Origin of the sequence: Streptomyces sp. NBC_00193, from assembly GCF_026342735.1 — a bacterium.
Classification (GTDB): Bacteria; Actinomycetota; Actinomycetes; order Streptomycetales; family Streptomycetaceae; genus Streptomyces; species Streptomyces stoeckheimensis.
This window is the reverse complement of sequence record NZ_JAPEMM010000002.1, coordinates 1-21435: the sequence shown is the minus strand read 5'-3', so window position 1 is coordinate 21435 and position 21435 is coordinate 1. Positions and strand designations below refer to the sequence as shown.

Annotated in this window: 18 protein-coding genes and 3 pseudogenes; 12 read left to right on the top strand and 9 right to left on the bottom strand. The window is 66.4% G+C overall.

Features of this window, described 5'->3' with window-relative positions; genetic code table 11:
- A complete protein-coding gene (locus OG898_RS28115; RefSeq protein ID WP_266960598.1) occupies window positions 1-777 on the bottom strand; it encodes a hypothetical protein in 777 nt (258 codons plus the stop codon).
- Between the two features lie 56 nt (window positions 778-833).
- Here OG898_RS28115 and OG898_RS28110 point away from each other — a divergent pair, with 56 nt between their 5' ends.
- The 5 genes and pseudogenes from OG898_RS28110 to OG898_RS28090 form a co-directional block, all read left to right on the top strand.
- Window positions 834-1142 carry a transposase gene (locus tag OG898_RS28110; protein ID WP_266960596.1) on the top strand — a complete coding sequence of 103 codons (309 nt, stop codon included), beginning with the start codon at window positions 834-836 and terminating at the stop codon, window positions 1140-1142.
- A complete protein-coding gene (locus OG898_RS28105; protein ID WP_266960594.1) occupies window positions 1139-1828 on the top strand; it encodes a DDE-type integrase/transposase/recombinase in 690 nt (229 codons plus the stop codon). Before OG898_RS28110 ends, OG898_RS28105 begins: the two co-directional genes overlap by 4 nt.
- 169 nt (window positions 1829-1997) lie before the next feature.
- Window positions 1998-3197: an IS30 family transposase gene (locus OG898_RS28100; RefSeq protein WP_266962643.1), complete on the top strand. Its 1200-nt coding sequence runs from the start codon at window positions 1998-2000 to the stop codon at window positions 3195-3197.
- A gap of 4 nt (window positions 3198-3201) precedes the next feature.
- Window positions 3202-3495, top strand: a pseudogene (locus tag OG898_RS28095) (IS3 family transposase); the annotation flags it as partial.
- A 33-nt stretch (window positions 3496-3528) separates the two neighbouring features.
- Window positions 3529-3636 (top strand): annotated as a pseudogene (locus OG898_RS28090) (IS5/IS1182 family transposase); the annotation flags it as partial.
- Window positions 3637-3712: 76 nt separating this feature from the next.
- On the opposite strand, the gene OG898_RS28085 reads toward OG898_RS28090, so the two are convergent.
- Window positions 3713-4195, bottom strand: a complete 483-nt coding sequence (locus OG898_RS28085; protein ID WP_266960592.1) for a hypothetical protein — start codon at window positions 4193-4195, stop codon at window positions 3713-3715.
- Between the two features lies 1 nt (window position 4196).
- On the bottom strand, window positions 4197-7748 hold the full coding sequence (locus OG898_RS28080) for an ALF repeat-containing protein (RefSeq protein ID WP_266960590.1): 3552 nt from the start codon (window positions 7746-7748) through the stop codon (window positions 4197-4199).
- 501 nt (window positions 7749-8249) lie between these two features.
- Here OG898_RS28080 and OG898_RS28075 point away from each other — a divergent pair.
- From OG898_RS28075 to OG898_RS28065, 3 genes are all read left to right on the top strand, one after another.
- The gene (locus OG898_RS28075) at window positions 8250-8633 is read left to right on the top strand and encodes a hypothetical protein (protein WP_266960588.1); all 384 of its coding nucleotides are present in this window, start codon (window positions 8250-8252) and stop codon (window positions 8631-8633) included.
- A gap of 109 nt (window positions 8634-8742) precedes the next feature.
- Window positions 8743-10374, top strand: a complete 1632-nt coding sequence (locus OG898_RS28070; protein ID WP_266960586.1) for a S1 family peptidase — start codon at window positions 8743-8745, stop codon at window positions 10372-10374.
- A gap of 437 nt (window positions 10375-10811) precedes the next feature.
- Window positions 10812-11885, top strand: coding sequence for a hypothetical protein (locus OG898_RS28065; protein ID WP_266960584.1), 1074 nt, complete (start codon window positions 10812-10814; stop codon window positions 11883-11885).
- Window positions 11886-11898: 13 nt separating this feature from the next.
- On the opposite strand, the gene OG898_RS28060 is transcribed toward OG898_RS28065, so the two are convergent.
- Entirely contained in the window at window positions 11899-13341 is a 1443-nt protein-coding gene (locus OG898_RS28060; protein WP_323185073.1) for an NF041680 family putative transposase, read from the bottom strand.
- Window positions 13342-14326: 985 nt separating this feature from the next.
- On the opposite strand from OG898_RS28060, the gene OG898_RS28055 reads away from it, so the two are divergent.
- Window positions 14327-14818, top strand: coding sequence for a hypothetical protein (locus OG898_RS28055; protein WP_266960580.1), 492 nt, complete (start codon window positions 14327-14329; stop codon window positions 14816-14818).
- A gap of 14 nt (window positions 14819-14832) precedes the next feature.
- Window positions 14833-15144, top strand: coding sequence for a hypothetical protein (locus tag OG898_RS28050; protein ID WP_266960578.1), 312 nt, complete (start codon window positions 14833-14835; stop codon window positions 15142-15144).
- 29 nt (window positions 15145-15173) lie between these two features.
- Here OG898_RS28050 and OG898_RS28045 read toward each other — a convergent pair whose 3' ends face one another.
- Genes OG898_RS28045 through OG898_RS28035 form a run of 3 tightly spaced genes read right to left on the bottom strand, consistent with a single transcriptional unit; the run spans window position 15174 to window position 17631 of the window.
- Window positions 15174-16028 (bottom strand): IS5 family transposase, encoded by an 855-nt coding sequence (locus tag OG898_RS28045; RefSeq protein ID WP_323184916.1) that lies wholly within the window; start codon window positions 16026-16028, stop codon window positions 15174-15176.
- A 60-nt stretch (window positions 16029-16088) separates the two neighbouring features.
- Window positions 16089-16517 (bottom strand): RacP protein, encoded by a 429-nt coding sequence (locus OG898_RS28040; protein ID WP_266960576.1) that lies wholly within the window; start codon window positions 16515-16517, stop codon window positions 16089-16091.
- Window positions 16518-16521: 4 nt separating this feature from the next.
- Window positions 16522-17631: a DUF6192 family protein gene (locus tag OG898_RS28035; protein ID WP_266960574.1), complete on the bottom strand. Its 1110-nt coding sequence runs from the start codon at window positions 17629-17631 to the stop codon at window positions 16522-16524.
- Window positions 17632-18164: 533 nt separating this feature from the next.
- On the opposite strand from OG898_RS28035, the pseudogene OG898_RS28030 reads away from it, so the two are divergent.
- Window positions 18165-18407, top strand: a pseudogene (locus tag OG898_RS28030) (XRE family transcriptional regulator); the annotation flags it as partial.
- Window positions 18408-18923: 516 nt separating this feature from the next.
- Window positions 18924-19124: a hypothetical protein gene (locus OG898_RS28025; protein WP_266960572.1), complete on the top strand. Its 201-nt coding sequence runs from the start codon at window positions 18924-18926 to the stop codon at window positions 19122-19124.
- A 622-nt stretch (window positions 19125-19746) separates the two neighbouring features.
- On the opposite strand, the gene OG898_RS28020 is transcribed toward OG898_RS28025, so the two are convergent.
- Complete coding sequence (locus tag OG898_RS28020) at window positions 19747-20052, bottom strand: hypothetical protein (RefSeq protein WP_266960570.1); 306 nt, start codon at window positions 20050-20052, stop codon at window positions 19747-19749.
- Between the two features lie 477 nt (window positions 20053-20529).
- Window positions 20530-20967 carry a phage tail protein gene (locus tag OG898_RS28015; RefSeq protein WP_266960569.1) on the bottom strand — a complete coding sequence of 146 codons (438 nt, stop codon included), beginning with the start codon at window positions 20965-20967 and terminating at the stop codon, window positions 20530-20532.
- Between the last annotated feature and the right edge of the window lie 468 nt (window positions 20968-21435).

The following is a 21435-nucleotide window of genomic DNA, read 5'->3' as shown; positions in this document are numbered from 1 at the left end:
CTATTTCAGGGCTAGTGCGGCCTGCAGCCGCTTCTCGGCGAGGTCCACGGTGTTGGCGGTCTTCGCGGTGTAACCAGCGGCTTCGTTCACCCTGAAGGTGGCCTTCGTGACGGCGTCCTGGTAGCCCGGGGAACCAGGTGCGACCCCGGCTTTGCGAAGGTACCGGGTGATGGCGCTGGTGGTCCTGCTCTTGAGCTCGTCGATGATCTCCTTGTCGGTGCGAGGCGGCTGGGGGACCTGGACAATCATCTCGTTGTCGAGGTCATTGCGCGGTCCTGGGACCTGGTCTCCCAGCTTGGTCCTGATTCCGTAGAGCTCCAGGAACCGGGCGAACTTCGTCGCGTCCTCGGCGGAGTCGACCTCGACCTTGATCGACTCGATTAGCAACAGCTCGTCCGACTCGACGTCGGTGTCGTTGCTGGCCGCCCTCGTCGTCGTCGCCACCGCGGACTCCACGTAGGACAAAGCCAGCTGTCCTTCGCTGGAGGAACCTGAGTCCGCTTCACCTGCCTCGCGTTCCTTTACACGCCGCAAACCGTCCTCCCGCAGGCCGCGAAGGTGTTCGAGGAACTCCTTCATCCGGGGGTCGTCGGGGGCGATGATCAGGCAGGACTGCTCGCGGGGCGCCATGTCGCTCCATACCCGCAGACCGCGGCCGACGAGTTGCATGAGGTGCCCACGGTCCCGGTAGTGGGTGAGGATTCCCACGACGGTGATCTGCGGGCAGTCGTAGCCGATGAAGGCCATCCGCACGGTCACGAGGAGGGTCTGCCGCACGATCGGGTGACATCTGAACTGGCTTGCCCTGTCGGGTAGGTGGGAAGGATGTCGCTGTGCCCAAGCCTTATCCCCAGGAGTTCCGCGAGGACGTCGTGCGGGTCGCGAGGAACCGCGGTCCGGGCGTCACGGTCGAGCAGGTGGCCGCCGACTTCGGCGTCCACGCGATGACGTTGTGGAAGTGGATGCGCCGCGCGGACATCGACGACGGCGTGAAGCCCGGGACGAGCAGCCAGGAGAGCGCGGAACTGAGGGAAGCGCGTCGGCGGATCAAGCTGCTGGAGCAGGAGAACGAGGTCCTGCGGCGGGCGGCGGCCTATCTGTCGCAGGCGAACCTGCCGGGAAAAGGATCTACCCGCTCGTGAAGGAGCTGGCCGGCGACGGGGTGCCCGTCACGGTCGCGTGTCGGGTGCTGAAGCTCGCCAGACAGCCCTACTACCGCTGGCTCGACGAGCCGGTGACCGCAGCCGGGGTCGAGGAGGCCCATCGCGCGCAGGCGCTGTTCGCCGCGCACCGCGACGACCCGGAGTTCGGCTACCGCTTCCTGGCCGACGAGGCCCGCGACGCGGGTGCAGGCATGGCTGACCGCACCGCCTGGCGGATCTGCCGGGACAACCAGTGGTGGAGTGTGTTCGGCAAGAAACGCGGCCGGGCCAAGAAGGCGGGCCCGCCGGTCCACGACGACCTGGTGAACCGCGTCTTCACCGCGACCGGCCCGAACCGCCTGTGGCTCATCGACATCACCGAACACGCCACCGGCGAGGGCAAGCTGTATCTCTGCGCGGTCAAGGACGCCTTCAGCAACCGCATCGTGGGCTACTCCATCGACGCCCGGATGAAGTCCCGCTTGGCAGTGACCGCCCTGGACAACGCCGTCGCCCGGCGACAGAGCGTCGCCGGATGCATCCTGCACAGCGACAGAGGGTCACAAGGCGGATTCAATTGGTCGTCGCAACACCCTGATCTCGGAGGTGTGCGGCGTGGCTACGGTGGACTGGAGTTTGAAGACCAGCGATGTTCCGGAGGGGAGGCGTCGACAGTGGCGTGCTGACCGTGCGTTGCGGCCGGCGATGCGTTCACCGGGGCGGCCTGATCCGTCTCGGGTCGTGCAGCGCCAGTTTTGGCGGCTGATCGCCACGGGGGTCACGACGGTGGAGGCGTCGTTGGCGGTCGGCGTGTCGTGGCCGGTGGGTGCGAGGTGGTTTCGTCACGCTGGCGGCATGCCTCCGATCTCGTTGGCCGAGCCCTCGGGCCGCTACCTGACGTTCGAGGAGCGCGAGGAGATCGCGATCCTCAGGGCGACGGACAAGGGCGTGCGCGAGATCGCCCGCGCTCTGGGGCGTGACCCGGGGACGATCTCTCGGGAACTGCGCCGCAACGCCGCCACGCGCGCCGGCAAGCAGGAGTACCGCGCGACGGTCGCGCAGTGGAAGGCCCAGCAGGCGGCCAAACGTCCGAAGAGCGCGAAGCTCCTGGGCAACGACCCGTTGCGTGAGTACGTGCAGGAGCGGCTGGCCGGGAACGTCCGCCGGCCTGACGGGACAGTCGTCGCGGGGCCGCAGGCACCTGAGTGGAAAGGGCTGAACAAGCCGCACCGGCAGGACAGACGATGGGCGATGGCATGGAGCCCGGAACAGATCTCGCACCGGCTCCCTGTCGACTTCCCCGAGGATGAGTCCATGCGTATCAGTCATGAGGCGATCTACCAGGCACTGTTCATCGAGGGCCGTGGCGCGCTCAAGCGGGAACTGGTCACGTGCCTGCGCACTGGCCGGGCGCTGCGGGCTCCCCGAGCGCGGTCGCAGAACAAGCCGCAGGGGCATGTCACCGCGGACGTCGTCCTCAGCGAACGCCCCGCCGAGGCCGGGGACCGTGCGGCCCCGGGACACTGGGAGGGCGACTTGATCATCGGGACGGGCCGCTCCGCGATCGGCACGCTCGTCGAGCGCAGCAGCCGCTCCACGCTCCTGGTGCACCTGCCCCGGCTCGAGGGCTGGGGCGAGAATCCGCCCGTGAAGAGCGGCCCCTCGCTCGGGGGCTACGGCGCGATCGCGATGAACACGGCACTCACCACGTCGATGACGCAGTTGCCCGAGCAGCTGCGCAAGACCCTCACCTGGGACCGGGGGAAGGAACTCTCCGGTCATGCCCAGTTCGCTCTCGACACCGGGACGAAAGTGTTCTTCGCCGATCCGCACTCGCCCTGGCAGCGACCGACGAACGAGAACACGAACGGGCTACTGCGCCAGTACTTCCCCAAGGGAACCGACCTGGCCAGATGGTCTGCCGAGGACCTCGAGGCCGTCGCCCTGGCGATCAACAATCGCCCCCGCAAAGTTCTCGGCTGGAAGACTCCCGCCGAGGTCTTCGGTGAGCAGCTACTCTCGATCCAAGAAGCCGGTGTTGCAACGACTGGTTGAACTCGCCCAATTTCGCTCCCGGAAGCTCGTCCGGGCCCTCGACCGGCACCGGATGGTCGGCTCGATAGGAAGAGTCGGGGCGGCCGGCGACAGCGCGGCCATGGAGTCCTTCTTCAGCCTGCTGCAGAAGAACGTCCTCGACCGACGCACCTGGTCCACCCGCGAGGAATTGCGGATCGCGATCGTGACCTGGATCGAACGGACCTACCACCGACGCCGCAGACAAGCCGCCCTCGGCCGGCTGACCCCCGTCGAATACGAGACCGTCATGACCACGTCGGCTCTTCAGGCCGCGTGACTGAACCTGTCACCCAACGCTGCATCAGACCCCATGGCCGTCTTGAAAGGCTGGCGTCTACTGCGGAAACTCCGCTGCAGCACCAACCGCATCACCGACATCGTGAAGGCCGTCCTCGTCCTCCACCGCTCCTCAGCATGAGGTTGGAAAAGGCTCAATGGGCGCGCCCGCCTCTTAACGCGGACGCGCCCATCTCACTGGATGGATCTTGATGTTCCTAACTGAATGCCAAACCTACATCCTCAGGGCTTAGGCGGATCAGGATGTTGGCCAGCCTGTCCGATGACGAGAATCCAAAAATGCAATTCTGGTCACCGATCCACTGCGTGACTTTTTCTGAACGCAGAGTCATATGGAACCCGTTGGGGTGGAGTCTCGCCTGCATCGAATTGGCGGATTCTTCTGGCTCTTCTTCGGAGTTAAGGCATGGCACGCCGGGTGTGAAATCTTGCCATTCGAGAGGGGCTGGCACTCGAACTAGATTTTTGCGCTGGACGTCCACAAGGATGAGTTCGATCAGTTCGCCGTTAGAGCGGTCGGTCTTCACCTCGAAGAGGCAGCCCTCCAACTCCAGCATCATGCTTGCTGGCGGTTCTGACACCGTGTGATACCGGGGCCACGTGAGCGTCACGGGGACGTACTCGTCAACCTCAACTTGCGGGCTGGGTGATTTATTCACGCGTGCCAAGTACACAGACACCTTAACCTAGTCTCCTTGCATGCTTTAGTGTCGGGAGGTCGCCAGCTTTGCGAGGAAGGTCAACTATGAACTCCCAATTGTTGCTGAGAACCTTCGCGCCGTACTGAATTCCGTCCTTGTATGCGGCATCGAGGGCGCGGATCATGCTGGTTAGTAGTTCGTCGGTCTTGTATTTCTGCATGTATCCCGACCCTGCGCGCTGAGTTTCCTCGAATATATGCTTAGAGCCATTCCCGTGCACCCAGAGCTCTCGCTGCGACGGCAGCTTGACTGTGAACGAACGCGGTAGAATTGTTCCTGGGTACGTCGGCTGCGTGGCGTGGATTGTATCCCAGACGGAAGCTGTGGCCCATCCGCCTCTGCTTGCGGCGAATGACTCGACAGCTGCCCCGGTTCCCGTGAAGGCAAATGATGTGGCTGCGGCAGCTTCGGTGCCAGCTCGTCCTGCACGAAGTCCTCGAGCGAATAGGGCCGCTGCTTTTCCGACAGGCAGCGGGACAAAAGCCACTGCGGCTATGGCGCAGGTTTTGATGTTGAGAGTGTTGTAGCAGTCGATGCCACCTTGGGCTCCCGACGCCAACATCATTCCTTGGGAGTATGCCGAATAGGTGACTGTCTGGTCGTCGTCAGCGAAGAGGGCGCAGGCGATGGCTGCACCAGGGGTGCATTGGTACTCCTTTTCCTCCTTGATCTTCTTCGCTTGCGCACGAAGGCGTTGTTCTTCCGCGCTTAGGCGGGCTTCGTATTCGCGTCGGTAGAGAGCCGTGTAGGAGTTGAATGCACTCCATTTAGCGTCTTCTGCCGCCTTGGCTTCTTTGCCTGCCGATATCGCTGCGTCGTAGGCGTCGTCGGCGGACTGGTTGGCCATGACGGCGGATCCCCGAGCCCAGGAGTACGAACTGAGGGCAAGCTGAGCTGATACTTCCGCGTCGGTGGCGTCCTGCGCTGCCTTTTCTGCAGCGCCTCGGGCGCTGTCGGCCGAGGCTTCGGCCTTGGTTGCAGAGGACGCTGCGGCATCCGCTGATTTCTTCGCGGCTGCCGCGTAGGCATCTGCGTCAGCAGAAGATTCTGCTGCCCTCTTCTCGGCGTCCTTCGCGGCGGCCTCTTCCTTGTTAGCTACAGCGGCGAATTGTGCCGCCTTCCAAGCGTTGGCTTTGGCGGTGGAGGCGATTCCGGAGGCATCGGCGATGAGGCGTTCGATCTGCCGGTTATGGGTGTCGGCCAGGTCGTCTTTGTACTTGGCTGTGAACTGCCCCTGCTGCACGAAGTCGTGCACGAGGGCCGGCGGACCCGCGAGGGCTACCCTGGCTTCGGCCTTGGTCTCTGCCCCACCTGTGCTGAGCCTGCTCGTGGCGGTGACGCGGTCGTCGGCAGCTTGTGCTTCGTACTGGCCCCGGTTGAGGAAGCCCAGCAGTGATTCAGCGGTGTCTGTTTCCAGGGCCTTTTTGCCGGCCTCGTCTACGGCTGTGCCGCCGACCGACATGATCTGGAGGATCTTTACGCGGTTCTCGGTCCGGGCCGCTTCGTACTGACCCGACCGCAGGAACGCGGTGACTTGGTCCGAGGTTTTCGTCAGTGCCGCTGTCGCAGCGGTGCGAACCGCTTCGGGCTGCTCGTCAGAGTCGGCGATTCGCTCGACGAGGGTGCGGTCGTCATCCTGTGAGGCGCGCTTCCATCGGGTGCGCAGGTAGTCGCGGACTTCTGCATCGGTTCCGCCGAGGGCTTCGAGTGCCGCCTGCTTGGACCAGGGACCGCGGTTCTGCGTCATAGTCAGGGCGAACTTGCGGCCCTGGGTGGCGAGGTTCTTCACGTCTACGTCGGGCTTGGCCGCTTCGTCGCTCAGGCGTGTGCCTTCCGCGTCGACCTTGCTGCGGTTGTCGATCGTCTGGTTGGCAGTGACCTGCAGATCGTCGGTTGTCTGTTTGAAGTCCGTGGCGACTTCGATGGCTGCTGCGGTCCTGCTGGCACGGTCTTCTGCCTCGGTGTCGAGGACAAGTTGGTGTGCAGCCTGAGCTTGGGTTACCGCGTTCGTAGCGGTGGTGGCCGCTGCCTGCGCGTCGGCGGCGTGTTTGCGGGATTCGGCGGCTGCTTGCGCTGCCTCTCCGGCGTGGTCGGCGGCTCGGCGTGCTTCCTTGGCTGCCTTGCGTGCGTGGTCGGCGGCGGACGTCGCAGCTGCTCCGGCGTCGTTGGCCGCGTTCCTGGCCCTGCGGGCCAGGGTCACTGCGGCTCCTGCGGCGCGCTTGGCCTCGTTGGCGTGACGCCGGGCTTCGTCGGCTGCCCGGCGTGCCTCGTGCGAGTTGACGCCTGCGGCCTCAGCGAAGGAGTCGGCCTTGTCGGCTTCGTCGGCTGCTGTCAGAGCGTTGCCGGCTGCTCCCTGGGCGGCGGTCGCCGCGGTTTCCGAGGCCGCAGCGGCGTCGGTAGCCGTGCGGAGGGCTTGGGCGGACATGTCGGCCGCGTCCGCTGCGCGGTCCGCCTCATCTGCAAGCTTCCGCGCGTCTGCTGCCTTGCCCTCGTCACCCCAAGCGTCCTGGGCGGCTTGGAAGGCTCGGGTCGCCGCGTTCGATGCACCAATGGCAGCAGCAGAGGCCTGTGCCGCGGCGCTGGAGGCGACACGGGCTGCGAGATTCGCGGCCTTGGCCGCGCTGATGGCCCGCCGCGCCGCGGTGGCGGCATCGCGCGCGGCCTCGGCGGCTGTGGCCGCCGAAGCCGCGGCCTTGAGTGCATCGTTGCGGGCGAGCTCGGTCTCCTTCGCCGCACGCTGCGCCGCTTCCTTGGCAAGCCTTGCGGCTTCTACGGCACTAGCCGAGGTGTCCTTGGCCAGCTGCGTGGAACGAGCAGCCTGGGCGCCGGCTTGCTCTGCCTGTCGAGCCAGCTCAGAGACCGTCGCGTGTTCCTGATCCCGGTTACGTGCTACGTACTGTCCGACGTCCAGGAATTCCTGGACATCCTCGGGCGTACCTTTCAGCGCGATGACGGCGGCAGCCCGAACATTGGGGCCTCCGACGCTGATCAGGGACATGACCTGCACACGGTTGTCCGTACGCCGTGCCGCGTGCTGAGTCTCCTCCAAGAAGATGCGCACGTCCTCGGGCGAACCAGCCAGCGCCTTCGTCCCGGCGTCCTTCACACCAGTACCGCTGGTGCTCATGACCGAGAGGGCCTCGACCCTGCGGTCCTGGGCCAGGGGAGCTTGCCAGCCCTGAACCAGGAAGGTGCGAAGGGTCTCGGCGTTGTTCGCAGCTAGTGCCGCTGTTGCTGCCTGTCGAACAGAGCTACCGCCGACACTAACGATGCTGAAGCCATCAGCCCGGTCGGCGCGTTCGCTGAGCCCCTTCTCCAGGGTGAGGAACCGGTTTACGTCGTCGTCCGTGCCAGTCAAAGCGGCTTCGGCTGCCGCCTTCACCGCGGGCCGGCCCACAATCCACAGTTCCACTACCCGACCACGTGGGCTCAGGAGGGGCAACTGGCCGGCCTCGCTGGCGACGGAGGGAGTCGCACCGATCACTCCGGTGACGAGCGCCAGGGGCAGTGCTGCCGCCGTTGCGGTGCGCACTCTGCGTGTCCATGCACCGCTCGGCGCTGTCTTAGTAGCGCCGAGGGGGCGCCAGCCTATTCTCACGGACTTCTTCTTCGTGTAGGGGGTGTGAGGCTCTTGGTGACATCGCAATCGTGATCAGTGAATGATCTTGCGCTCTAACGAGTCTCCAAGGGGCGGAGCGGATGACTGGGTCATCGAGCTGTGAGATCTAACACCTGACAAGCCTTTCGGCATGCAGTGCATGTGATCTGACAGGTGATGAAGTCGCAAAAGCGAACTGTCCCAACGCCCTGCAGCGTGATCGTACTGGTAAGTTCATCCAACTGGCTTACCCGCCCCTTATGTTGGGCGGTCTGGGCTAGATGTCCCTTTTTTGAAGGAAGAACGTTCGTGATGCTTCGCACTCCTAGGGCGCTTGCCGCCATGCTCATGTCACTTGCTGTAGTCGCTGGAGCGGCCGCACTGGCCACGGCGCGTCAGTCCTCTGCTGCCCCGGCGGCCCCAGCTGCGGAGGTGATGCCGTACGCGATTGAGAGCCTCGCGTACCCCAACGCTGCCCAGATCGAGGCGGAACAGGGCATCAAGCTCAAGCGAGGTGACGGTCGGCTCCTGCTGGTGGACTGCGCGAAGCCGTGGGACGTCAAGGTCGAGAGCCTCGTCGATGCCGGTCGTAACTACTGCTTCGACTCGTTGGGCACCGGCGCCTACCTCACGCTGGAGATCCCCGCCGCATACGGCATCTGGACCGAGAACGTCGCCCTGCAGGCCCAGCTCACCACGACCGGAGAGCCGACCAAAACGGTCAACGTGCCCAAGAACGCTGTGACCCCTGTGGGCGAAGGCGATGCGACGTCCGGCAACAAGCGCTCCACCTTGGTCGAGCTCCGCATTACCGGCTGAACCATCCCGCAGCCATCGGCGGCCCACCGTACCCGGCGCCTGCCGCCCGTTCTCGCCCGCAGAAAACCCTAGGAAAATCATGTCTCACATACGTCCACGCACCAGGTTGATGGCCGCAGCCCTGACCATTGCCGGCGCCACCGCGCTCGTCCCTGCCGGTGCGGCTCTGGCAGCTGTCGGTACCCCCGCCGCCGCCGGGCAGTACACCAATGTCGCCAGGCTCAGCATCGGAGACGAAGCCAACGGTCGTACCTGCTCGGCCGTTCTCGTCGACGCGAGCTGGGTTCTGAGCGCGACCAGCTGCTTCGCGAAGACTCCCGGTGCGGCGGTCGTGGCGGGGAAGCCGGAGCTGAAGACCACAGCCAAGATCGGTGTGAGCACCAGTACGTTCGATGTCGTCAGCATCGTGCCCCACAGCAACCGCGACGTCGTGCTCGCGAAGCTGTCCAGGCCCGTCACGAGCAGCAGCATCACCCCCATCAAGCTCGCTACTGCGCAGCCCGCCGTGAATGCCGCGCTGACTGCCGCCGGGTTCGGCCGGACGAAGGCCGACTGGGTGCCCGGGAAGGTTCACACCGCCGCATACAGCGCCACCTCCTCCGACGCCACCACGCTCGCTATCACCGGTAAGGGCACCGACGCCATCTGCCAGGGTGATGCCGGCGGACCGCTGGTCAACAGCGCGGGCGAGCTGGTAGGCATCAACAGCCGGTCCTGGCAGGGCGGCTGTCTGGGCACCCCCGCCACCGAAACCCGCACCGGTGCAATCGCCTCGCGTACGGACGACCTCGCGGGCTGGGTGAAGCAGGAGATCCTGGCGCAGACGAGCGGCTGGAAGACAGGCGCCGTCATCCAGACCGGTGTGGGCATCTACCAGGGGATGCGGCTCTCGGACGGGTCCTGGACCGCGTTCACCGACATCGAGTCCAGGGCCAGTGAGATCGGGGCCATCAAGAACGCCGCCGTGACCGCCGGTGGCGTCGGCAGTGACACCCATGTCATCGCGGTGGGTGGCGTCGATGCCGCCGCCGGTCACCTGTTCCACACCGTCCGCTCCATCGACGGGACCTGGACCGACTTCGGCGACATCAACACGGTCGTCAGCACCCCGGCCGACATCACCGACGTCTCCACCGTCTCCATCAGCAACGACCTCCACGTCCTGGCCGTCGCGGGCGGCAAGGTCTTCCACACCATGCGCAAGGCCGACGGCAACTGGATCCCGTTCGGCGAGGTCGCGGCCGCCGCGGGCCCGATCGGCACCGTGAGCGCCGTCGCCACCGCCAGCGTCGCAGGCCAGCTCCAGGTCGCGGCCGTCAGCGGCGGCAAGGCCTTCCACACCATCCGCAACACCGCAGGCAACTGGAGCAAGTGGGGTGACGTCGCGCAGGCCGCCAACGCGACTGGTCCCATCAACTACATCGCGATGGCCGGCGTCGGCGACGACGCCCACATCGTCACCTCCACCGACAGCGGCGCCAACCAGTACCACGCGATGCGCAAGGCCAACGGCACCTGGGACCCCTTCACCTCCCTGACCAGCGTCCTCGGCCAGGTCACCACCCGCTCCGTCAGCGCCACCCACGTCAACGGTGAGCTGCAGGTCGCGGTCGTCACCACCGCCAACCAGCCCCTGCACACCATCCGCCGGGCGGACAAGACCTGGGCCCCCACCACACCGGTGCCTCTCACCGGCATCAAGGGCAACACCGGCAACATCACCATCACCGGCACCCTCTAACCGGACCCGCCTCGGCCTCCCCGAATGGCTCCGCCGACCGGGGAGGCTTCTGGCACACCACAAGGCACCGGCCACCCACCGGCGGGCCTGGCCCAGGGCCCTGCAGGTGGGAGGCAGACGTTTCAGCCTCCCACCTGCAGGGCCCTGGGCACTCGAGGATGCCTGCCCTTGCCCTCCGAGCCATCTGGAGAAGGCGGCGCAGCCCGGTGATCCCCGCCGAGCTCGGAGCGCAGCACGCCTTCTCGCCGGACAGCCAGGAACAGCTGGCGAGGGAACGCTTCGTCCCGGAACAGGTCTTCTGAACCGTTCCGCCGATTCGCGTCCTTGTAGGTCCGGGCAGCGAGGCGGAACACCGGCGTCATCGCGGGTATGGCGGCGGGCCGGGTCTTCCCAGGATCTTCATCGTTTTCGATCACTACTTATCGAGGTCTCCGGCCGTGGAAGTCACACGCATCGTCGTCATCGCGCTCGCCATCACGGTGGCGGTCATCTACTACCGCCGCACCACCGGCGACGTTGCCGACCGCAGCGGATCATCCCGTGCCGCCCGCAAGGCCGGTCTTCTCCCGCAGTCCGCGCAGAACACCCGGCGGGCAGCATCCGCTCCCGAGCTGGAGGCGGCTGCGGCCGCGGCCATCCGGGGCAGCTGGGAGCCGGCCGCACAGCTGATGACGGAGAGCCGGAAGCGCTGCGACTGGGCTTTGCGGACCCACTACGCGGCCACGTTCGGCTCCCACCGGGCCGCACTGCCCGGGAGCTGGCTGGAGGCGTGGGAGGCAGCAGTAGGGCCTGATGATGCCGACGTCGCGGTCGTGCGGGCGAAGGCTGTCGTCAATCTGGCCTGGCACCAACGCGGCGGGAACTGGGCAAAGGACACCAGCCGTGAGCAGTTCGCCGGGTTCCACAACACCCTCGCCCGCGCACCGCAGGAGAACGCGCGTGCGGCCGCCCTGAACCCCGACGACCCCACGCCCCACATCAACGAGATCTGGGCGGCACTGGGCCTCGGCTACTCCGACAGCGCTATGCAGGAGATCTGGAAGAAGATCACCACCCGTGATCCGCACCACTACGACGCGCACTACGCGGCCTTGCAGTACTGGTGCGCGAAGTGGCGCGGATCGGAGGAACGCGCCATGTCCTTCGCGCAGAAGGCCGCAGCCGGCGCACCGCTCGGCAGCCTCCTCAGCGCGCTGCCCCTGATCGCCTGGTACGAACACCGCGACACCGACGCGACCAGCGCCGACTTCCGCTCCCCGCACCTCACCTCCCTGGTCGACGCGGCCCTCGCCGACGTCGCCGCGGCCCCCTCGGATCATCCGAACACCGCCGAGGTCCGCCACCTGCTGGCCTACTTCCTGACCCGCCAGAAGCGCTACGAAGCCGCACTCGGCCAGTTCCGCATCATCGACGGCTATGTGGGCTGCCTCCCCTGGAAGTACTGGACCGACCCGGCAGCCGCCTACTGCCACTGGCGCGACCGCGCAGCCCACCACGCCCGCCAACACTGAGCTTGTTCTTTATCTACCAAGATCTTCCGGGCTTGCCGATGGCCTTGAGAGTCTCGGGGCGTTTGACGGTTTTGCCGACGTCGTAGCGGGGTGCCCGGTGTTTGTTCTTGGCGCCGGGTGGCCGTCCGGGTCCGGTGCCTCGGGGTTTGGGAACACGGGCCGGGCAGGCGAGGTGAGCGCGGATGTTCCTGAACCCTCGGCGGACCCGGGCCGGGGTGAGCCGGTCGGATGTGGCGGGTTTCTCCCAGGGGCGGCGGAGGTCTTCGGCGAGGGGACGTGCGAGCCGGAGCTGGGTGTGCGCGACGACCAGGAGCCAGGTCCAGCGGTCCGCTGCCTCGGGAGTACGGAGTTTCGGGGTGGTCCAGCCGAGGGTCTGTTTCGCGAAGCGGAAGGTGTGTTCCAGATCGAAGCGGCGGAGAAATGCCTGCCAGAAGCGGTCCACATCGTCGGGGGTGGCGCCGGTCTTGGAGGACCATAACCACACCGGCGGAGCATCCCGTTCCTTCGATAGATGCTCGACCTTCAACCGCATCAGCGTTCCTTCGACCAGGGGTAGTTCACCGTCGTGGTCGAGCCAGGAGGAGCGGTGGGTGAGCCGGGGGTGGACCCGGTCCCACGCTTGGGTTTCGGCCTTGCCGTAGTTGGTGGTGTCGGTGACTGTGGTGATCGCGGGCTCGGGCCAGGTCTCCGGCTTGGCGAAACGGAACTCCGGGCCGTGCTTGGGCGGCCGGCCGTTGACACCGTGCATCCGCGGCGGCTTCGGCAGACGCATCACGCGGTCGGAGCGGACCCGGCCCACCAACTCGACCGGCAGATCACGCAGGACCCACGCCAGACGGGTGACGTCATACCCGGCATCGCTCACGATCACGATGGCCGGGTCCTCGGCCTGCCACTGCCCTGCGGCGATGAGTCGTTCAACGACTCCTCGGAGCTGGTCGGCGGTGACCGCGGTCGCGTCGTCGACCGGGCCGAGTCGGACCGCGTCCAGGATTGCGGTCCAGGACGTGGCGCCCGGCTCCAGCACGGCGACGAAAGAGTAGGGCCAGCCCGGGATGAACTGCGACGCCGTCCTCGCACGGCCATAGACGTGGCAGAACAGCCGATCGGCCGAGCACGGCGCGTCCGACCGCAACCACGGGGACACATCGACTGCCAGGACCAGGCGTCCGCCGTCGAAGCGGGGCAGCGGCAGCCCGGCCAGCACCGTCCGCAGCCGATCAACGTCGATCCGGCCGTGGTTCAGGCCGCCGTACATCGCTCCGTGTCCACGACGATGCTCGGGCAGCAGCGTCAACTCCACCGGGGACTTCACCGCACCGTCCGCACACAGCACCGCGTCCACCAACTCGAACAACTCGTCGCGTCGGGCGGTCAGAGACTCGTAGAACTCGCCCCGGAAGCGTGACGCTTCCGCGAACGCTTCCCTTCGGACGACATCTGGCAGAAGACTCACTCTCACGGCCTTCGTCTTGGTCACGCACCTTGGTCGGAGCACATGATCAGACGAAGGCCGCCTCCACGTCCGGCGAATCCCCATGCGAGCGAATCCGTTCGAGACGCCATTCGAGGCCGTGGCACCATGTACCGCATGACGACGAACCGAAAGGTCCATGCCGCGTAGACGGCCAGGACAGATCCGTGCCGGCGCCCCCGGCAGCCACCGGACAACGGGTGCAAGGCCAGTCATCGACGGCCTGTCTTCGCGTGCACTGTCTGAGATCACCCGTCTCGAGCACACCCGTAACTATCTGCAGCCAGGCGATGTCAGCACGGCTATGGGCCTGTGGCAGAACTATGTCCACCAGCCCGAGCGGGATCTGTGGCACGACTACGAGTGGGGCAATGTGCACTGGTACTGCTGCGGCAGCCCCCTCGAAGCCCGAGCCCTCCTCGACACCGTGATGCAGGCCATATCACCCCGAAGCGCCCGCGAACTGCGAAAGGTTGTCAGCCGGTCAGACGCCCTCTGGAACCGACCTTCCCCGCCCTATGAACGCGGACAGTAGATAAAGAACAAGCTGAGTACCTGTTCCTGAGCCGTTCATGACAGGTATGCGCGGTTGCCGTTGACGGCCAGGGCGGCAGGGCGGGACGGTCAGCGGCTGGATACCGGGCGCGGCCGGTACCCAGGCCGCGCCCCAGCGATACGCTTCGGCGGGCTCGCCCCGTTCGAGGGGCGCGGGGGTTCGACCACGGGGGTGGGGCAGATGGGGCTCAACAGGCACGGGCTCAGGCTCGTCGCGCGCGGAGCGGGGTACGGACTGGCACTGCTGGCCGTGACTTCGTGCACGGCGCCTCCGCCGTCGGGATCCGCGCCGCCCCAGTCGCAGCAGGCACAGGCCTCACCCACTGCGTCGCCCTCGCCGCCCAAGCCGGCATCCTCATCGGGGCCCGCCGTCCCGGTCGGTGCAGCGCGGCCCACGGTCGCCGACGAACCGATGCTGGCGTCGGCCCGCAAGACCATGAAGTCGCTGCCGTCCCACGAGATGCCGTCCGACGATCTCGTAGCGGTGATCCGGAGGGATCCGCCGGACGCCGGTGAGCTCCTGTGGATGGAGGACGACCGTACGTATTGCTCCGCGATCGTTCGCGAGGGGCTGGCCAGGGTCGAGTGCGGGTCCCTTCCGGAGAGCTGGCCGCGCAAGGGTGTCCTGAAGGTGACGACGGGCGAGCCGTACCAGGAGAAGCCCGGCGAACAGCCCAGCCTGTTCGTCTTCCTTGCCGTCGTCGAGGGCGAGCATGGGCCGTACAACTACAAGGGGGCGACGCCAGAGGCGGCGGGCCCGGTCCACGACGCCGTCGTGACCTTCGGTTCGGGCCGCAAGCTGGGCCTGATCTCCTACGAGAAGCACTCGAGCCAGATTCCGGAGACCGAGATCTGCGGCACGGACGGCGCCGTGTGCTTCCCGGCCTACTACCCGAACCGCTAGGTTCTGCCCCGCCGATGAACTTCGACGAGAACGAACCGCAGTCTGTTCGCGAGGAGCGCTTCGCCGCAGAACGAGCTGAAAGCAGAGCGGCACGCAAGGCCGCGTCGCTCGACTCGCGGGGAGCCCACCTCGGTGCGGCCATCGTGACCGTCGCCCTGATCCTCCTCACCTGGTACGGCAAGCTGGTCGCTGTGGGCGTCGTAAGCGGAGTCTTTCTGCTCTGGTTCACCGGAGCCCTCGCATGGGCCTACGCCGACGGGGACCATGGCCGGCATGCACTCCAGCGCGCGTACAACGTCACCTTCGGATGGGGCGACGGGTTCTGAGCATCAAGCACTTGCTGTTGTGGCCTCGGTCAGTCCCGGGTGTGTTCCCGGGATGCCGGCTGGGTCGCCCTGCGGGATTGTCGCCGGGTGATGCGCCTGGTCATCAGGGTGATCGCGGCCCAGGTGATCAGTGATTCGGAGTGTTGGATGAGACGTTCGTAGTCGCGGGCGTGTCTGCGGGCGTGCATGACCCAGGCGATCGAGCGTTCGACCACCCAGCGGCGGGGCAGGACGACGAACCCGACCGCGTTCTTCGGCCGGCTCACCGTCTTGACCGTCAGGTTCAGGTACTTTTTTGCCCAGGTGACGAGTTGTCCGGCGTAGGCGGAATCGGCCCAGACGATCGTGATCTCGGGATGCATCAGCCGCAGCCGGAACAGGACTTCCTTCGCCGCGTCGCGGTCGGTCATGTCGGCGGGGGTGACCATCACGAACAGCGGCAAGCCTTTGGTGTCGACCACGAGGTGCCGCTTGCGCCCATTGATCTTCTTCGCCGCGTCGTAGCCGCGCGAGTCCTTGCCGACGGTCTCGGCGGCCTTCACGGACTGCGAGTCGATGATGGTGGCGACCGCCCCAGGGGAGCGGCCCATGTCCCGGCGGACGCGTTTGCGGAGCTGGTCACGGAGCTGCCCGACCACGCCAGCGGCGGCCCAGCGGGCCATGAAGTTGTAAGCCGTCCGCCAGGGCGGGAAGTCTTTGGGTAAGGCCCTCCACTTGCAGCCGGTGTCGACGACGTACCGAATCGCGTCCACGATCTCGCGCCGCGGGTGCTTCTCCGGCCGACCGCCGCGAATCGTCTCGCAGGCCGGGACGGGCAGGAGCGGTTCGATCAATGCCCACTCGTCGTCGTAGGTGTCCGAGGGGTAGCAGCGGCGCCGGGCCAACATCTGCTCCCTTCACAGGGCTGGGGGCCGGCCGCTTCGCGGCCGCCCCCCCCAGCGGGATCAAGCGTCGATGTAGTCGGCGATCACGTCGAGGGTGGACTCGACGGAGTTGAGCTGGGTGTTCAGGTGCCGGACCCACCGGCCCTTGGGTTGTAGGACGGTGTGCGGGGCGACGACGCCGGTGATGAACCGGCGGATCTCGGTGAGCTTCTCGCGGATCACCGCGACCTCGTAGGCCTGAAGCTCTGCGGGGTCGGAACAGAACTTGTAGCCGTCCGCCCTCGTCCAGATCAGGGGCGGCCAGCCCTGTTCGGCGATGGTGTCCCGCAGACAGGCCAAACCCGAGCGGGCCTGATGCGGCGAGAGCTCGCTCGACCTGACCAACTGGTTGAAGGCCAGGCCGGCCGGTCGTGCCTCGAAGAGGATGAAGCGGACGGTGTCGGCGTGCCTATGGGCCGCCGGGGAACGGCGCTGCGAAGCGCGCGGCATCCCACTACTCGCCTTGCAGCAGGCGGGCCAGCTCGCCGTCGACGTCGACCTTGCCGGTGTCAACGGCCGTCTCGATCCAGTCGAGCGTCGCCCGTACTCGGGCGACGTTCTCGTGAATGATCACCTTCTCGTCGTCGCTGAGCTGCCGGTCCCGCATCCCCGGAACGACCCGTCCGGAGGCCGCGACGAACGCGTGGCAGGCGGTGATCAGGTCCAGGAACTCCACCGAGCGGTCGATCCGCTTCACCGCCGGCGCGACCGGACTCGTGCGCTCGAAGTCCTCGCGGGCCTGCCTGCCCCGCTCGACCTGAGCGTGATTGACCTGGTGACGGGCGGTGTCGTCCGACATCGCCCGGAAGGCGACGTCCGGCCGGCGCAGCAGGCCCGTAGTCACCGTCGCGGCGACGTGATCGTCACGGGTCAGCTCCTCGATGACCCGGGTCCTCTGCTCCGGGGTGACTTGGGAGACCACGGACGGACGCCGCAGCACGTCCGGGACGACGGCCGCGGCGACCTGGTCGTCGCGAACCAATTCCTCCGCGGCCCTGATCCTGTCCTCCGGGGTGACCTGGGAGACCACGGACGGACGCCGCAGGAAATCCGAGGTCACCGTCGCCGCGACCGCCTCGTCCCGGGCCAGGTCGTGGATCGCGGACACCTTCTCCGCTGGCGTGACGGGGTTCTCGACCCGCCAGCCGACCTTCCGCTTTGCGTCGTCGACCGACCACCGGGCCTTGCCCTCGGGCGGCGTCAGGACCGCGGCGAACCTCTCCTCCTCGTCCTCGATCCTGCCCAGGATCCGGTGGATAGTGAACGACACCTCCGGACGCCGGCGGGCCTTGGGCCACTTCGACGCCGCCCACCTGCAGTTCTTGACCACCGAGTAGGACAGGCCGATGTCCTCGGAGAGCCGGAGCAACGACTCCCGGACCGTGAACATCTCCTCGCTCGGCTCCGGCTGCCGGAACGCGCGCATCGGCTCGATCTCCAACGCGTAGTCCCCGATGGCGAACTGGGCCCGTCCGATGGTTTCCACGAGCTTCCGCAGCTCGGCAACAATCTCGGTGTATCGGTCGAACCCGACACTCCCGATCTTCTCGATCTCCTGGGTCATGGCAACGATCACCACCCACGGCGGGTCAGGGCACGGCCCCTCGGCCGCGACAGAACACGACCCGCTCTCGCGATCGAGACTCGGACCCGCCCGAGGAAGATCACAATGGTCGACCGGAAGAAGCCGGAATCTGATCGAAAGTCCGATTCGGATGCGTTCGTGAAGTGGTCACTGTGACCGTTCGCCGAACGATTCGTTCCGCGACCGCCAGGCCCTCATGAGGCACCGCCGCGAGCAGTAGACGGCGTCCGAACGCCGGTCCACCCCGGCCACCCAGGCCGTCCCGCACTCCCGACACACCGCCCGGCCCGACCCGTTCAACTCCGCCAGAACCCGGCGCCGCAACCGACGATCCCGCCGCCATGACCTGGCACGACACGCCGTCGAGCAGAACAGCGCGTTCGGCCGCGCGGCCGGCCTCAACCGGTCACCGCAGCCCCCGCACACCCGCTCTCCGGGCCGCCCGGAACCCTCGGACACCACTACAGCCTAGAGCCCCAGACCCCTCGAAAACCGGGATATGGATCAGGCACTTCGGGTTCACCGCCGCCCCCGGCACCACCGACGACGGCCGCATGCGCCGCATCACCCAGCACCTGCCCCCCGAACTCGCAGGCCGCCTGCTCGCCGCCCAGGACGCCGGCGCCACCGAAGCCCAGCTCCAAGCCCTCGCTGCAGAAGGGCTGCAGGAGACCTACTTCAAGGACAGCGGCAACCGCGCCCAGGGCCTGCTCGTCGACTTCACCGACATCGACTACATCGACGTGCACCTGTGACAAGGGGTACGCCGGCAAGTACGACGACGACGCGTGCACCTTCTCCATCTCCGACCGCAAGTTGTGCAGGACGGAGCGAACCCGCGAATAGGTCCACAAGAAGCTCCAGTACAAGGACGGCGTCCGCGTGGCCAAGACGCCGTTCTCGCACCTGGTAGAAGGGCCGTCCTTCGAGGGGGCAGACCGAGAACGGCATCAAGCTCGGCTAAGTCGGAACGTTGTTCGTCAAGCGGGAGGTTGTTGCGGCTGGGTCGCCTTGCCAGGCGTTTCCCCAGGTGGCAGCGCCTTCCCGCTTCTACAAGGCCTGCGAACACCGTCTACAGGAGTGCTGAGCGCCTCGCCGTCGGTCGTGCAACGGATGAGGGTACCCGCCGGTGCCCGGAAACTGTCACCGGGGCCACGTAGGATTCCTAATGCCCGTTCGGAGGCTTGTGCAGCTTCTGGAGGGCCGGGTTTTGACGGACCGTCGCCCCGGCCATCCACATGATGCGCGACGGTCCTGATTGGGGGGCTCCCATGCCGGAGAGCGACAAGCCGACGTCCGATGGTTTCCAGGACGACGGCCGGCCGCCTGTCCGGGATGAGAGTCGCACTGCTCGCGAACGCATGATCGACGGCGTAGCCCAGGCCTTCATGGCTGGCGTAGCCGGAGATGCCGCGCACTGGTTCACCCAGGGCGTGGCGTGGCTGTACGAGACGCTGGTCAGCCACCTGTAAAACGCGACGCGCCCCCTGGTGCTGTAACACCAAGAGGCGCGAGGTGCGGGTCATCCCGCGGCGGTCTCTGTCCCTGCTTCCAGGCCGGGCAGAGGCCGCCGTTTCTCATGACCCCAGTCTGCTGCTCACCACTGACAATGCACGGATGCACGGTCAGGTTGCAACGCTGGGATGCCACGTTCCACCACTGTACCGAGTCGTCCACGGCCTTGGACGATCTGTCCACCCTCGTGGACCTGGCGCCCCGCATCGAGCCCACCGCAGCACCCCGGCATGATCGACAATGTGCGTTCTCGTTCATGTTGCGGTGTGGCCGTTGACAGGGCTGTCTCGTTGACCTGTGGTGCTGCAGGTCGATGAGGTGCTTGGTGATGTTGCTTCCGGTGCCGGAGGGGTCTTGGCCTGGGGGCTGCAGGTTGGATGAGACTTCCGCAAATGTATTGAGAATTGTGGTTTTCTCCGGGACGCCGCGAAGACCCCAGCGATCACCAGGCTGGGGTCTTCGTCATCCTTTTTCTCGCTGACTCGCGATGGGCTTCGGTGGGCGGCCGCGGCCGGCTGTGTCGGTGAGTCTGCAGCCGTACGCGTTCCCTGTGCGCTCTGTGGGAGGGCGGGCGTGCGGTTACCTCGTGAAGGCGTAGTGGAACTGGACGGCGAACGCGCCGCCTGCTGACAACCCGCTGACGGTGGTCTCGCCTTCAAGGCTGCGCGTGGTTGCTGTCTGTGGGGTGGGGGCGGGGCCTGCGGTGTAGACGGCGAGGAGGTTGCCCTCCCCGTCTACCACCGGGATTGTTCCTTGGATCATGTTTCCGGCGCTGCAGGTCAGGGTGATCGCGCCGTCGGTTGTCGTAGGGGTCAGGGTTGCTGGCCGGTCCAGGGGAAGCCGCTCGCCTTGTGGTGCATCGCTCTGTGGGGCCTTGTCGGTCATGTCTATGCCTTCCTCCTGGACGGCCTGGTGCCGCCGCGGTCGATCTTCCCGTTGCGGGAGAGCGCTACTCCCGACTTTCGTCCTCAAACTTTGACGGCACGTGCTCAGCTTGTGGGCCGTACCGTCTTCGCGTCGGGTGTGGCGCGATGGCAGATGTTGGCTGGGCACGACATTTTGTGGGCGGCCGCGTCACTTGTTGTCAGTGGTCGGCGTCACTGAAGTGTCCGGTGAAATCCGCAGGTCACGAGGTTCTGACGGTGGTTCAGGGTCAGGGTAGTTGTGCATTGTGCAGGTTCGCTGATCCATGCCAACACCGTTGTCGGGGGTCAGTGGATCTGGTACGAGGTGATCTTTCCAGTGTCTAGCTGTGATTCGGATTGAAGCATGTGTGGGAGCGGATACCCCAGGTGGTCGGAAGCTTGGACTCCGTCGGAACATCCTCCCTCCCGTGCTACGGATGGGAGGGAGGATGTTCGGTTATTCGACGGTGACGTCTTCGTAGGTGATGGTGACGCTTTCGATGGCCGGCCCGGAGCCTCCGGCTTCGAGGGAGGGGCTGGACCAGCTGCTGGCCCATGCGTTGGTGAGGTTGATGCGGCGGACCGGGTTCTTCTGCGAGTCCATCACTGTGATGGTGACGTTCTTCCGAGCAGCGTCGACATTGTGGTTCGCGGCGGTTTCTTTCACCCAGGTGGTGAACGCTGCGTTGCTGTCCATGCCGCGGCTGATTGTGACCTCGCCGCTGAGCCTGGCACCGGGCTGCTTGGTGAGCATGAGTTCCCCGGTTGGGCTGATCTGCTTCATCTCGATGACGTCCGTTCCGTACGCGATTGAGCCGCAGTCCTGGAAGCTTGCGACCTCGATCCCTCCCAGCTCCAGTGCGAACGTGTATGTCGTGAGAATCCGTCCGGTCATGGTGTTCTGATTCCTCTCGGTTTGGGTCCAACGGGTGGGCAGCCTGGTGGGACTGTGGCCGCCCGACCTGATCGTTGTCTGACGGGCGAGGTCATGTCCAGGGGGCTTTCCCGGGTGGGGCCATTCGATACATGGGGGGTACGTTTGAGCCGGAAGGCCGGGTGGGGGAGCAGAGCGAACCCGCCCAATAGGCCGATAGGCCGAAGGCCTACACCCCGTGAAACGGGGTCACCCAGGCCTGCGGAGCAGGCCGTTCGGGTTGGAGCGCAGCGGAAACCCGAACCCCGCGTCCGGAGCGAAGCGCAGGACCCCGGCCCGAAGGGCCGGCTCTGGCCCGACGAAGCCGGGCCCCGCCGAGCGCAGCGAGGCGGTTCCTGCCCCGGAGCGAAGCGGAGGGGCAGGCGCCGACGGCGCCCCCGGCCGCGCGCAGCGCGGCCGGTCTCTCCTGAGCGCGCAGCGCTCAGGTAC